Raw genomic sequence first — 14,519 nt, forward strand, 5'->3', positions numbered from 1 at the left:
TTTCTTATTCCCGTGCAGCAGCTGCCGCCTTTACTGCTTTCTCAGCAGAACGCTTCTCTTCTTTCTCACACTCTGCTTTATCTGCAGCTTTGAAGAATGGATACCAGATCACTGCAGCGATCGCAAAGTTCACACAGACCAGGAGAACATTTCTCCAGTCTCCCCCGCTCATGAAGAAAGCAGATACCGCATTCGGGGCAAAGTTCATATCAAAGTTCACATAGTTGATTGAAGCCCAGCCAAGACGCATCCACAGATAGGCGTTTGCAGGAAGAATCAGTGCAATCAGAACTGTCGGGATAAACATATAGGGATTACCGACTACTGCACCATACTGAAGCGGTTCATTGATGTTGAAAACTGAAGGTACAATAGTTGCTTTGCCAAGGGTGCGGAATTTCTTGGACTTCGCCTTGAGCATGTACAGCGCAAGAGGCAATGTCGCTCCTTGTCCGCCAATGTGGTGATAGCGTGAGAATCCATACGCATAGATGTTCTTCGGCTTGAGACCTTGTGCAACCAGATCCATATTCTCAGCAATAGCCGCCTGAGTGATGGAACGCGTTACCGGAGTGAAAACCCAGCCTGAAATTCCGAAGAAGTAGAAGATGTTCTGCAGGAACACGATCAGGACTACTCCCCAGATCGACTGTGCAAACCCGGTAATCGGCTTCATGAGCCACTGAACAAGTGTGAAAAGATCAACATTCAGAGCATAAGTGATGATGTATCCGACAAAGAGGCTGAGAATAATTGCAATGATATTGTCAAACCAGTTCTTGACGAAGTCCGGAATCACACTATCCTCCTTGAAGAAGGAGAACTTGATCATTGCCTTGTAGATCGCGCCAACTATTACACCAACCACCATCGCAGTGAACATGCCTCCGGCACCGAACTTGCTCATATTGACTAATGAGCCGCCGTCAACCGCCGTGAAATTCATGCACATCATATAAGTGCCCACGCCAGTGAAACCTGCAATCAGAGCACGGTCTTTCTTATTCTCTTTTACCAGGACGTTGTAAGGAATAATAAACGTCACAAACAGACCAATCAGTCCGAACGAATACGTAGAGATAGGTGACAGATCCGGCAGCGATGGAATAAACCTGCGGAGAATTGACCAAAGCGATGGTATTGTAGACACCATGGAAAATGGTACGATATAGAGAATTGCATCAGCGATAATTCCGAACCAGTACATGCTCGTGATCTTATTGATCACTGGAACCAGATGGTTCTGGATCCATTCCTGCATCTTTTTCACAATTGATTTCCCCCTATTCTATTACTTCTGGTGATTCTGATAAAGCGTTAAAGCATCTTCCAAAATGCCTTCTCCATCTAGCTCGGCATACTTATCCGGATCAATGGATGCGACAACTGTGCCTCTATCCTTCAGCAATTCCTGATACTGAGGAACTTCTGAAGCAAAATGCGGGCCAAGCATCAGAACATCGATTTTCTCGGAATAATCCGGGACTGCAGACTTGGATACTGCATGTACTGAGACATCCAGTCCTTTCTGCTTGGCAATTTTTCGCATGCTGGCAGCCATGAAGCCGGAAGAGGCTCCGATACCGCATGCAAGCAGAATATTGATCATTTTTTTCTCCCTTCGCTTTACGCATCTTCAATATAGCTGATCCTTCATTTCAGCCCTACCTGACTTTTTTCCTTCACCTAGGAAAACCGTCTGTCTTTCCGCCAATGCGGAAATTTTCCTGGTTTATCATGCTCGCAGTCAAACCTATGATTCAGATATAATAAACAAGGAATTCAGTTATGACCGACAAAAAAGAAAATCTGCTGCATCTCCTTGCAGAAGCCTCCGGGGCAGTATCAGGACCCGCATTGGCTCAGCGGCTTGGTGTGAGCGAGAGATCAATCCGCAACTATATCAGACTCATCAATAACGATGGTATCTACCAGATTAGAGCAGATCGGAATGGGTACCGTCTTGTTCAGAAACCATCCTCTGTTCAATCTTCTGATCATAACGAACTTCAGGAACGAACCTACCACGTTCTCTCTGAATTGCTCAGCAAGTCAGAAGGCGTATCAGCATTTGATGCGGCAGATGAACTGAGCGTAAGTGAAAGTACCATCATGAATCAGGTTATTCCTGAAATCCGCTCAATCGTAAAAGATTTCAATATCAGAATAGAATCAAAGAATTATGTCTACCATCTGTCAGGATCAGAGCGTGACAAGCGAAAACTCATCGGCCATCTCGTATCGAATAACAGCTATGGATTCTTCTCTTCATCCGAAACACTGCAGAAGCTCTTTCCGGAATTTGATGTCAAAGATGTGCTGCACGGTCTCTATAACATCACTCAGCAATCCGGCCTGTTTCTGAACAATTATGCTCTGAATAATCTTCTGATCCACCTGATGGTGATTTTGCTCCGCCTGAAGTCTGAAGACACCCTGCCTGCCGCGGATCCCTCTGAAACTCTGAGCGCTTTCCTGGAAGAGTTTGTTCAGAAAGATGAGATTCTTAAAGCAGCAAATCAGATTTCACTCTACTTCATTGAGAATTACGGAGTAACTATTCCTGAAGAGGACTTCCGTCAGATTGTTTTTCTGATTGCTCTCTCCATCGACCACGGTCAGAGCGACCTTAAACAAGTTATGGAAAAAGAGTTCACAGATTCTGTTTTCGATTTACTGAAGAAGCTCCGCGCTCGATATGATACTCCTGAATTTTCTAAGGAATTCGCCATGCAGTTTTCCCTGCACATGTACCAAGCAAGGCAGCGTTCCGCTTATCATATCTCCTATCCAAACCCGATCGGAACACAGATAAAAAAAGACTACGCACTGGTATATGATATGGCAGTTTATTTTTCACACCAGTTTTCTCTGATGTACGATGCAGATCTTTCAGAGGATGAGATAGCCTTTATTGCATTTCATATCGGCGCCTATCTGGAAAATAATCACAGAGATTTATCCGGAATATCATGCATCATAGTCGTCGAGAATTATCATAGCTTCTCCGCCCAGATGGTCTCCACGATCCGCTCCATCTACAATTCTGAGATTTCTTCACTGAATGTCTATCCGCTTGATCGATATCTGTTTCTGAAGCCTGAAGCCCAATTGCTTATTACAACCATTAGAATACCTGTTTCTCATCCGCATCAGCTTCTCGTCGATCCGATTCTGACAAAGCAGAATATTATAGATATCTGGTCAGAGCTTCAGAAGATCCAGGATGAAAAGAGGAAAGGAGAGTCCATTCAATTCCTCAAATCTCTCCTTCATCCATCTCTATTCTTCCGGAACATTCCATTTTGTAACAAGCAGGAATGCATTGAATTTCTCGGCAGAAAGTGTGAAGAGGAAGGCTACATCAATGCTGCATTCATTCAGGATGTGCTTCTGAGAGAATCTGTATCATCTACTGCTTTCACTGACTGTCTGGCAGTTCCTCATACCATCTCACAGAATGCTGATCGTTCTTTTATCTGCGTTGTTCATGACGACAGTCCGATTCCCTGGGGGAAAAAGAATGTGAACTTCGTACTCATGATCGGTATTACTGCAGAAGATATGAAATACTTCAAAAATAGTTTTGAAATCATCATTGACCGCTTTTACTCCACAGAATCAGCAGAAATGCTTCTGAAGACAGATACATTTGAAGAATTTGTAGGCAAATTGACGGAAGAAGGATACTAGCCATTCCCCTTCGGCAGACATTCTGCCCTATTTCAACGCAGAGAAGCGGCAGAATTTCTCCCGCTAATACCCTTATCTATCTTTTTCATCTATTCAGATTATTTCTGGGTGCCATTTAATCCATGTCACTCTATCAGGTGTTTTTCCCTCCAGATCGCGTAGAGAACAATATTGATTCATCGGAAAAATGTCCTTTCTCACCAGTTCAGATCGTTATGTACCAGCAGCTGAAGAAATCCTTCAGCTGCGTCTTTCTTATGCATGCAAGGGAAGCTTTTGCAGTAGTATAAAGTAAAGCATGTTCCGGGGCAGCAGAATACTCGCAGAAACTGCTGATTTTCCTGATGAACACAGAAACAAAGCTGGAACTGAGGGGGCAGCTTATGAATAGTCCGTATTATGTAGTCCTGTATCTTGCCTGTGAAGCACTCTGCCTGACTTTTGTGCTGGTGATGGCAGGCAAGATGAATACCGATATCGGATCAGCAGGCGAAGTGCAGCTATTCCGCCGTCTTTCCCTGTGCTCGGTGCTGGAAGCCGCATCTGAATCATTCTGGATGCTGTCAAAATCTCTGATTCCCGGCATGTCTCATGCTCTTCTATCTGCCTCGTGCCTGGGAGATCTTCTGTCTACCGGATATATCGTCAGTTCATGGTACCTGTTTCTGGATTACAAGATCACTCCGCGAGATCATCTTCTGAAGAGATCCAGATGGATGTCTTTCGGGCGCGTGCTGCCGATTCTGGTTCTGAGTGTCGTCGATTGTTCTTCGCTGATTACTCACCAGGTCTTCTACGTGACAGAAAGCGGAGCTTATGTGCGCGGGGAATGGTATCCTGTACATGCATTTCTCTGCTTTTTCTATTTTGCCCTGGTAGTAAAGCTGCTTTCAGAAGGTATGAAATACAGCACGATCAACCGTCAGGAATGGCGTCTCTATCTGCAGTTCTCCCTTCTGCTTGTTGCCGGAGGAATTCTCCAGATCCTGGCCGGATATGTTCCATTTACCTTGCTGTTCTTCACCTTCGGCATGTTCATGATCTTCTCGAGTCTACAGAGCAGGCAGATCGATACCGATGCGCTGACAAAGCTGAACAATCATACGAGAGGCTTTGCATGGATTCACGATCATATCCCTGATGCAGATCAGAAACCATTCTATCTGTTCATGGCGGATATTGACGGATTCAAGAAAATCAATGACAGCTATGGGCACATTCAGGGCGATGAAGCAATCATTCTCACTGCCGAGACACTGAAAAAGCTGTCTGAATCATATCCTTCTCTTTTTCTTTCCAGATTCGGCGGTGATGAATTTCTTTTCGGTGTCATGTGCGAAGAAGCCCAGCCTCATGTTCTGATTCAGAAGTTCTCTTCCTTGCTGTCGCAGGCACTTGATCATTCTTGCCTACCGTTTAGATTCAGCATGAGTGTCGGCTATACCAGGGCGGATCAGACTGATGCCACAGAGCGGGAACTGATTGCAGAAGCAGACAGAGCGCTTTATCTGCAGAAGAGCAGAATCTACCATGGTTCTGATCCTCTGCAGAATACCGTCTCCGCTAAGAGCATTCCTGTTCCTCCGATTCCAGAACCAAGCGCTGTGATCAGCAGTGAGGATCTGGAACAATATATTCTTTCCCATCTCGACGAAGCGCTTGAAAAGAACTGGATCATTCCCTATTTTCAGCCGCTTGTGCGCACCATCACTGAGCATTATTCCGGGGCAGAAGCACTTGCCCGCTGGATCGATCCGGTATACGGGAATATCATGCCGGGAATCTTTGTCCCGATTCTCGAAAAAGCCGGCATGATCTATAAGATTGACTGCAGCATGATCGAATCAGTACTGAAAGCTCAGAGAATGCGCCTCGATGCCGGGCTGCCGGTTTCAACAGTCTCCATCAACCTTTCCCGCCAGGACTTTGAAAAACAGGATATGATTTCCTTCCTCAGAGAGCAGACCAGCAGATATCGCATTTCGAAAGACCTGATTGCTCTGGAGCTGACCGAAAGCCTCCTGGTTCAGAGCAAAGAGAAAATGACTTCGATCGTGAAAGAGCTGCATGACGATGGCTTTCAGATCTGGATGGATGACTTCGGCAGCGGCTATTCTTCCCTGATATTTCTGAATGACTATCAGCTGGATCTGATCAAGTTCGATATGGGATTTCTCAGATCATTTTCTCGTACTTCCCGGGAAATCATGCGCAGCACGGTCAACATGGCAAAAAATCTCGGCATCCGCACGCTGGCAGAAGGTGCAGAAACAGAAGAACAGGTTTCCTTTCTGAAAGAAATCGGGTGTGATCTGATCCAGGGGTACTATTATGCCAAGCCGCTTCCTACCCAGCAGCTTCAGAACTACCTGGAACATAGCGGCAGGCCCTTTGAATCAATTGAATGGAAGCAGTTCTACGATGAAGCAGATACCTGCGTGATCAACAGCGACACTCCCCGTGCAGTCATGGAATATGACATTCCTGACGACCATATTCATTACCTGTTCATCAATCAGAAACAAAAAGAAGAACTCCAGACCCTCGGCCGTTCCCAGATCAGTGAATCAGAATTCGTCCTGAATAACAGAAACACACCGATGCATGCAAAAATGATGGAATTTTACCGCCAGGCAATCGAAACCAGCGAACAAGTCACCTCCTATGTCTCTGACAACTCCTGCTTCTTACGCCTGAATGGCAGAATCGTTGCCAGAAAAGGGGATCGCTGCATTATTCTGCTCTCCATGGTGAATGTCACAAGAGACCGTCTGAACAATACTGGCGAAGTGCTGAATAAGTCTCTTTCTGATATTTCGCTTCTGTTCGATGATGTCCACGTGCTCAATCCAGCGAGGAATACCGCAGATTATCTGATCAACAATATGAATATCGGCCGCGGCTACAACAATCATGATGACCTCAGGCAGGGCTTGAATTTCTTCGGAAAGAACCTGGTCCACCCGGAAGATCAGAAACGCTACGAGGCATTTGCTGATCCGGATACGATGGTGAAACGAATTCAGCAGGCAGAAGGAGGAATTCTTCGCGATTTCTTCCGGGTTCTGCTTCCGGACAATCACGGACAGAACAAGTACATGTGGAAAGAGTTTGATCTCCTGCTGATCCCCGGTTCTGATGATGAGAAAGTTCTCTCCTGCATCAAGAGCATTGAGCCTACTGCCGGCGGCCTGGTTCTTCAGGAAAACTACGAACCCGAGAAACAGCCAGCCTGATTCATGAATCACTGATATCCGAAAAGATCCCGGATGCCATCCAGCACCCGGGATCTTCTATATGATGATTCAATCTTACTGATTAACTTCGGAATACTTTCTGCGTTCCGGAGAAAGATTATCACAGTAATACCGTACTGTCAGATCTGCAGAATCCGAATCATTCAGATACTGATCTCCCTCCAGCATGGCATCACGCACTGCATTGACAGCAGTCTGGATATTATCCGCACAAGGTTCTGCTTCATTCAGAAGATCCCCTGCATTGATCTCAATGTACAGCCAGCCTTTTCCGTTTGCTTCCCATTTCTTTCCATTAATCAGACCCAGATACTCTTCTTCCCTCTTATAAACAGGCTTCTTAGGCTCCGGTTCTTCTTCTGCGACTGCCACTTCAGAAACCACGGGTTCAGCTTCCTTCAGTTCTTCTTCAGCAAGCTCTTCTGCTGCTTCTTCAGTTTCAACTACTGCCTCTTCTTCAAGCAGCTCTCTATGTCTGACGTTCCTTACTTCGGTACGGTAATTCTTTCTCCAGGCGTTTGTTCTCATGTCTTTCCTCACTGATTACGCGACTATTATACCTTGCCTGACTGCTGATTTCTATGCCGGGAGGACTCATGCCTCAGAAGATATATGCATGCATGATACAGAAAAAAGACCTGTGCTTTTACGCACAGATCCTAAAGAGAATTCAGTTCTGCGAAGCAGAATCCGTTTCCGGTTTCTCCGCCGGCTTCTTCATCAGCAGCGACAGAATCACACCCGTGACAAGAGCCCCGGCGATAATTGCCAGAGAATACATCCCCTTTCCAGTCACGACTGGAAGAACAATGAATCCGCCATGAGGAACCGGGCACTCGACTTTGCCAGCTAATGCGATCAATGCACCGACAATGCTGCCGCAGATCGAAGCAGGATAGACCGCCTTCGGATGAGCAATGGCAAACGGAATCGTTCCTTCGGTGATACCCATGACACCCATGATTCCAGCTGCTTTTGCGTTATCTTTCTCTTCCTGAGAGAACTTATGCTTTGCAAATACAGTTCCCAGGAATACGCCGATCGGAGGAATCGAAACAAGCACACGGAAGATGCCATTCGGCCAGTAGACACCATCATTGATCAATGCCAGAGTGAACATGGACACCGCCTTGGTAACAGGACCGCCGAAGTCAATTTCTGCAAAGACACCCATGAACATTGCCAGACCGATTGCACTCGTGGTGCTCAGGTTGTTCATATAGCTGAGCAGCGCATTAACCAGAGCAGAAATCGGATAGCCAAGTACGAAGTAATACAGTGTGCCGACTGCAAGAACGGTGAGAACCGGAATGATGATGATCGGCATGACTGCCTTGATTGCCTTCGGAACATTCCAGCCTTTCATCCATTTCACGATATAGCCAGCAATCAGTGCAAGCACCAGAGCCCCGAGGAATCCGGACTTCACATCGACCCCATTGATGCTGATGGTATTATTTGCCAGATAGCCCAGAACGAATCCAGGTGTCAGACCCGGCTTGCCTGCCATGGAATAGCAGATATATGCCGCAAAGACCGGAATCATCATAGCAAGACCATCTTTGCCTAATACATTCAGGAACTGCATGAATGCATTTGCCGGGACAAGTCCTTTTTCAGTCTGCTCTGCACCAAGCAGAGATACTGCCAGAATCACGCCGCCTGCAACCACGACAGGCATCATGTACGAAACGCCGCTTAACAGATACTTCTGAATATCTTTAAAAAACTTTTTCATAGCTCCCCCTTACTGCTACTTTCCTTCTGCCAGGCTGACTGCTCTGTCGATCAGTCCTGCTGTATTGGAAATTGCTTCATTCACATCGGTATTGATAACTTTCTTTCCTTCAAAGCGATCTTCGCCTTCAATGGTGATGCTGACTGCCAGAATGACCACATCAGCGCTTTCAACATCTTCCTCAGTCAGCTCATTCTCAATTCCGAGCCCGCCCTGAGTCTCGATCTTGTAATCAATCCCTCTCTTCTTGCATTCCTTTTCCAGGCATTCCTGCGCCATATAGGTATGCGCAATCCCGGTCGGGCATGCCGTAACACCGATAATCTTCATTATTCTTCTCCTTCGATCGACTGATCAATTTCATTCAGGAGTTCGAATGCCTGCTCCTGATCTGCTTTTCTCAATGCTTCCCGGAAATCGTCATGAATCAGATTCCGGCTGATCTGAGACAGAATTCTCAGGTGCAGATTGCCTGCTTCTTTCGATTCCGGAACTCCGATCATGAAGATCATGTCCGGCAGATCTTTCTGCCGCTCATCCCATACGATTCCATGCTTCAATCTCACAAATACGATGAACGCTTCGCTGACTGCCGCACATCTTCCATGAGGAATTGCAACACCGAACCCGACTGCAGTAGGCATCGTCTCTTCCCGTTTTCTGATCTCTTCGGCAAATGCCTCTCTGTCATTGATCAGATTCAGTTTTTCCAGCTGATCAAAGCACAGGTTCAGAACTTCGTCCTTCGATTTCAGATCGCAGTCTGTAAATATCAAGTCTTTTCTAATCATGTAAGCTTCCCTTATATATTTCCCGAACCACTTCGTCCAGAGAATCAGCCGCAGCAAGCTTCTGAACATTGCTCTTGTTCATAACAAGCTCAGAGACTGCATTGATAATCTGCCTGGAACGTTTGATATCTTTCTCGGAGAGCGCAAGGAACACAACCACATTGACTCTGTAATTCGTCCATCTGATTGCTTTCCTGCTGACCCATACCGCAAGCGCCGTCTGGTTCACATACTTGACTGCACCATGCGGAATCGCACCGCCATAAGGCGTATCCGTACCGCCATTTGCTTCGCGCGCAAGCAAGGCAGAACGAAACTCCTTCTCTGTATAGCCACGTGATTCAAGGTCCGTGCACACCCGGTCAATCACCTCTTCCCTGGTGCACTCTTCTCTGCTGAAATAGATGTTATCCACCGGGAGAAATTCTCTGAACAGATTCCCGTTCTTCTCTGACTCTCCCTCCGTATTCTTCACACTCTCATAAATCCGCTGAATTTTCCTGAGATCCTCTTCTGAAACCAGCATCGAGACTTTGACTACCGGAATGCTCAGCCGCGGGATATCAACCGTTGTGACTACAAATGAGAATTCCGACAGATCATACTGTTTTGCCTTGTCAATGGAGGAAACCTCAATAATATCAAGCTTCGGAAGCACTCCTTCTATCCGGTTGGCAATAATATTCGAAGCAACCACCCCATTCGGGCAGACAATCAGAATTCTTCTGCTGATCCGCTTTTCCTCGACTGCATTCTGGAAATACAGCATCAGGAATCCGACTTCATCATCACTGATCTTCCGGAATCTGGAATCCGCAATGTTCTCAACCGCAAGCCAGGTCAGATTAAACATATTTCTGAACTCGCTCTTGATATCCTCTATCATGGGATTCACAATCCGGATTCCATGTTCCAGCCTGAACAGCAGCGGTCCGATATGATTCAGCAGGCTTTCTCTCAGCTCCTCGTCATCCGATAAGCTGATCGAGAGAATTTTCTCCATGCTCTGAATCAGCTGATCTGCAATTTCAAAGACATCCTTATTCACAACGGTTGTAGACTTGGAGAATCTGACCTTATTTGCGCTCAGAATAATTGAAAGAGTAATCACATCATCTGTGCTGTACTGGAACGTTTTCCCGAAACGGTCTCTTTCCATGCGCAGAAGATCGCTCGCCACGAAGTAATTCGTCATTTCCATGACCTTTGATGCATTGAATTCCTTCTGCCCGATCAGCACATGATGACCTTTCTCAATTCTCCATGTCAGCGCCAGGATTGAAGCAAACAGGTTTTCTTTGTAATAGTAAGCCTCCTCTGCCAGCCGGTATTTATGAAACGAATCGATCAGGTTCCTGCATACCAGCAAAGTCTTCTCATCATAGAAGTCAGCCAGAAATTTCGATTCCGCAAGCGCTTCAAATCCGATGTTCTCTCTTCCGATCAGATACCTGTTAAACTCTGACAGAGATTTGAACCACTGTTCATTCGTCCCGGCAAATCTCGTCCCGACATCACTGCTTTCAATGGCGATCATGTCCGGCCCTCGGAACATCTCCCGGATCACTTTCACATCATTGACCACCGACGAAACAGAGACATAATACCGATCTGCAATTTCCTGATAGGTTATCTTCTTTTCGTCGATCAGCAGAATCCTGATCAGATCCAGTCTTCGTCTTTCAGCAGTAATCTGTTCTTCTTCAGAATCATTTTCCGAAAAATCATCTCTGACCAGTTTTACTCCGACACCAGACTTCTTGCTGAGAATCAGACCATTCTTCTCCAGTTCATCCAGGTCATTATGAACGGTTCTCACAGAGTAATTGACCTTTGCTGCAATCTCGCTCACGGTCAGATATCCATCTGCATTCTCAAGAATCTTTCTGATTTGTTTCCGCCGTTCATCAACCTTCATAAATGACCAGATTTCTAATCAAGCTGCTCTTCGAATTCTTTCAGGGACTTTCTCATGCTGTCCAGATTTCCGGCCTTGATGTCTTCCTTCCGGAAAATTCCGCCAGCGCTTCCTACATACTGATATCCGGACTCAAATGCTTCTCTTACGTTGTTCTTATTGATACCGCCGACTGCCATCAGCTTCAGGTTTCCCATCGGCTCGCACAGCTTCTTAGCATAGCTTAAGCTCAGCTCATTTGCAGGGAAGATCTTCACGATATCAGCGCCATTGTCAAACAATTCGCCGACTTCTGAAGGGGTGAACCCTGCCGGTACAGACACCATGTTATGCTCTTTGCAGAAATCGAGCATTTCTTTGCTCATCATCCTCGGAGATAATGCAAACACAGCACCTGCAGCCTGAACCTGCTTCAGTTCATCCAGATACTGCACCGTTCCAGCTCCTACATTCAGGCGATCGCCATACTCTGCAGCAATCTTGCGGATGGTTTCCACTGCTCCTTCTGTATTCATGGTAATTTCCATGTTGCGTACATACTTCGCATTCAGAAGAACTTCTGCAACTCCTCTGACCTGCTCATAAGTATATCCGCGGAGAATCATTGTTACTTTGCTTAATTCCACCATCTGGTTTACCTCCCATGTACAATCTACTTTGCAGCAAGAAAGGAAACCATCCTAAAAGATTGCAACAATTCCCGTTGCAACAATTGCAGGAATTCAAAAAATATGACCTGGATATCATTCGTGCAGTTCTGAACCTGTGAATCAAACAAGATCTCTATGAGGATCAAGTCCATGTATTTTAGTCACAATTTCAGATTCTTTAAGTCCGGTCAGTCATTGATGATTCCTATATCAGGAAATTTCAGAAATAGCAGCAGAGATCACTCAGAATACGTGATTTCAATATCTCATGCATGCATATACGTGATCAGTGAGTTCATTTCCATTGATTCAGTCCCTCAAAGCGATCAGCAGAAATGCATGCAGACAAAAGGGCTGGCAGATTGCCAGCCCGACGATAATTGTCTCAATGAATCAGTTCTGCATGAATTGCTATACGGAAGCACTGATTCTGTTTTCTCAGCGGAATACCACAAATGTATTAGCTACCGACATCACTGTAATCAGAATTCCGTTCAGGAATGCCGCAGTCCAGACATTGCCTGTCTTCTTATAGAGTGCTCTTGAGATCACAGCAGCAACTGCCAGTGTAGGAACCATAGCGATAATCATGATTCCGGATAATGCAGCATCCGGATAGAAAGCAGTTCCGGTCGCAAATAGCGTCCCATACTGAATAGCCACCCATAATGCAGGTCCGCCAGCATTCATCAGCACAGCGGTCACATAGCCTTTCCATCCTTGAAGATTCTCTTTATTCGTATTCACGGTAATGCTGATGGTAGACATCAGATAGTACAGCAGGAAGCTTGGAATATACCGGATCATTGCCGGCAGATACGATGCATCAAATGTCTTGAACGCAAATGTCCAGATTCGGAAGTCTGTCTTGAAGACTGCATCTACCAGAAACAGTACTGCATAGCCTGCAATCACCGCCAGCAATCCAGCACACAATCCAGCAAGAATGGTCTTCGGTTTCCATACGATACCATAGTCTTTCCAAGTATAACCCTGCTTTGCCAGCATGAACGTATATACCAGGCTCAGAACCACTGCACAGATCAGTCCGCTTGCCACAGTCCAGTAGACAATGGAATTCAGACCGACCGCTGTCCAGAACTGATTATTGCTGTACATCGTAGTTCTGCATACGACTGCAAGCAGGCAGCTGAATAGAACTGCGCATCCTGCGCCGATTCGGGTATTCTTTTCCTTATTCCGGAATAATGCAATCACTCCAGCAGCAGCCGACGCAATGGCCAGCCAGAAGAGCACCAGCACACTTCCAGTACCAGGCTGCCCGTTCACAAGTCCATAGAAGAAGATGGACGGAAGCAGTGATGCAATGATCAGAACGATGACTGACGCCGCTCTGGAACTTCCTTTCTCAGCAGGGGACACTGCAAGTTCGCCAGTAGCAGCTGCTGAGAATACCGGAATCTCCGTAAACAGTTCTCCGAAAGCGATCAGCAGAATCACAAATCCGATCAGTGCGATGCACTCACATGCTTCTTTCCACTGCCAGATCTGACTGTCAGCTGAAATATCCTTCAGCTGGCTGCTGTAGTCTGCAAATGCAGTCATGAAGAAGCTGATCGCATCTGCTGTTGTTGTCTTGGAAAAGTGGTTCCATGGATGCGTCTGTGCAGGTTCATAAACTATCCGATTCCCGCCATCTGCCGTTTCATACCAGGTTCCCGGAGTTCCTGGCTCTGAAAGCTCCAGGAATGTCTCACCATCAGAAGTTGAAACGAAGTCTTTCTTTCTGACCGTTCCTTCCTCTTCCCCTGCATTGAAGAAGAACTCATCATACTGCGCAGCAACCTTTCCCATATATCTGCCGCCGCCCAGTGCGTCTGCAGTCGCCGCATCAATATTCAGAATCGAACTGTAGCTGAAGTCAGAGCCTTCTGTAAGACCTGCAAAAACTTTTCGAACTCCTGTCTCTGCATACTGACTTTCATCCATTGCAAGCGCCATCGTCGTAGAGAAACCGCCCATGGAATGACCTTCAATTCCGATGATTCCATTTCCATCGGAATCTTTCAGCACATACGGCTGCTCATACATATACTGCACTGCATCATTCATGGAATTCAGCCAGAAAGGCAGCCATACTCCGAAGAACGAGGCATCGCTGTAATTCTCTTCTGACAGATTTGAATGACCATGATCATACTGGTCCAGCGCCAGGACAACAAAGCCTCTTCTGGACAGTTCAATTGCATTGGCATCCTGCATTTCACAGGAATTCAGATAGCCATGCGTTACAATGATCGTAGGTGCCGGATTGTCTTCAGATACATCCTTCGGCATGTACAGAAGTCCGCTCAGTTCTCCATGTCCGCCATCAAAGCGGATCCGGCTCACCTTTACGGAGCCCATTCCGGAGTTGAACAGACTTGCAAAAATACTTCCGGCCAGCGTTAAAACAATTCCGATGCAGAAAAGCTTCTTCAGGTGCTGTTTGATTTTCATGAATTTTCCCCT

11 protein-coding genes are annotated in these 14,519 nt (G+C 46.2%); 2 read left to right on the forward strand and 9 right to left on the reverse strand.

Annotation, left to right across the window (positions count from 1 at the left end):
- Positions 1–4 precede the first annotated feature (4 nt).
- Together C7E00_RS12490 and C7E00_RS12495 are read right to left on the reverse strand one after the other, a co-directional pair.
- Positions 5–1,261, reverse strand: a complete 1,257-nt coding sequence (locus C7E00_RS12490; protein ID WP_239928583.1) for a PTS sugar transporter subunit IIC — start codon at positions 1,259–1,261, stop codon at positions 5–7.
- Positions 1,262–1,291: 30 nt separating this feature from the next.
- Positions 1,292–1,609: a PTS sugar transporter subunit IIB gene (locus tag C7E00_RS12495; protein ID WP_105304577.1), complete on the reverse strand. Its 318-nt coding sequence runs from the start codon at positions 1,607–1,609 to the stop codon at positions 1,292–1,294.
- 179 nt (positions 1,610–1,788) lie between these two features.
- Here C7E00_RS12495 and C7E00_RS12500 point away from each other — a divergent pair, with 179 nt between their 5' ends.
- The gene (locus tag C7E00_RS12500) at positions 1,789–3,693 is read left to right on the forward strand and encodes a BglG family transcription antiterminator (protein ID WP_105304578.1); all 1,905 of its coding nucleotides are present in this window, start codon (positions 1,789–1,791) and stop codon (positions 3,691–3,693) included.
- A 383-nt stretch (positions 3,694–4,076) separates the two neighbouring features.
- Complete coding sequence (locus tag C7E00_RS12505) at positions 4,077–6,929, forward strand: EAL domain-containing protein (protein WP_167836595.1); 2,853 nt, start codon at positions 4,077–4,079, stop codon at positions 6,927–6,929.
- Positions 6,930–7,004: 75 nt separating this feature from the next.
- On the opposite strand, the gene C7E00_RS16685 is transcribed toward C7E00_RS12505, so the two are convergent.
- The 7 genes from C7E00_RS16685 to C7E00_RS12540 all read right to left on the reverse strand — a co-directional run bounded on the left by C7E00_RS16685 (position 7,005) and on the right by C7E00_RS12540 (position 14,507).
- Entirely contained in the window at positions 7,005–7,478 is a 474-nt protein-coding gene (locus C7E00_RS16685; protein ID WP_328597263.1) for a hypothetical protein, read from the reverse strand.
- 142 nt (positions 7,479–7,620) lie between these two features.
- Entirely contained in the window at positions 7,621–8,688 is a 1,068-nt protein-coding gene (locus C7E00_RS12515) for a PTS fructose transporter subunit IIC (RefSeq protein ID WP_105304580.1), read from the reverse strand.
- A 15-nt stretch (positions 8,689–8,703) separates the two neighbouring features.
- Complete coding sequence (locus C7E00_RS12520; protein WP_105304581.1) at positions 8,704–9,018, reverse strand: PTS fructose transporter subunit IIB; 315 nt, start codon at positions 9,016–9,018, stop codon at positions 8,704–8,706.
- Complete coding sequence (locus C7E00_RS12525) at positions 9,018–9,479, reverse strand: PTS sugar transporter subunit IIA (RefSeq protein WP_167836596.1); 462 nt, start codon at positions 9,477–9,479, stop codon at positions 9,018–9,020. The genes C7E00_RS12520 and C7E00_RS12525 overlap by 1 nt, the downstream gene beginning before the upstream one ends.
- Positions 9,472–11,397, reverse strand: coding sequence for a BglG family transcription antiterminator (locus C7E00_RS12530; protein ID WP_105304583.1), 1,926 nt, complete (start codon positions 11,395–11,397; stop codon positions 9,472–9,474). Before C7E00_RS12530 ends, C7E00_RS12525 begins: the two co-directional genes overlap by 8 nt.
- 14 nt (positions 11,398–11,411) lie before the next feature.
- Positions 11,412–12,026: a bifunctional 4-hydroxy-2-oxoglutarate aldolase/2-dehydro-3-deoxy-phosphogluconate aldolase gene (locus tag C7E00_RS12535; RefSeq protein ID WP_154503033.1), complete on the reverse strand. Its 615-nt coding sequence runs from the start codon at positions 12,024–12,026 to the stop codon at positions 11,412–11,414.
- A 459-nt stretch (positions 12,027–12,485) separates the two neighbouring features.
- Complete coding sequence (locus C7E00_RS12540) at positions 12,486–14,507, reverse strand: alpha/beta hydrolase family protein (RefSeq protein WP_105304584.1); 2,022 nt, start codon at positions 14,505–14,507, stop codon at positions 12,486–12,488.
- Between the last annotated feature and the right edge of the window lie 12 nt (positions 14,508–14,519).

It is taken from the genome of Anaerolactibacter massiliensis (assembly GCF_900290205.1).
Taxonomy (GTDB): Bacteria; Bacillota_I; Bacilli_A; order Erysipelotrichales; family Erysipelotrichaceae; genus Bulleidia; species Bulleidia intestinalis.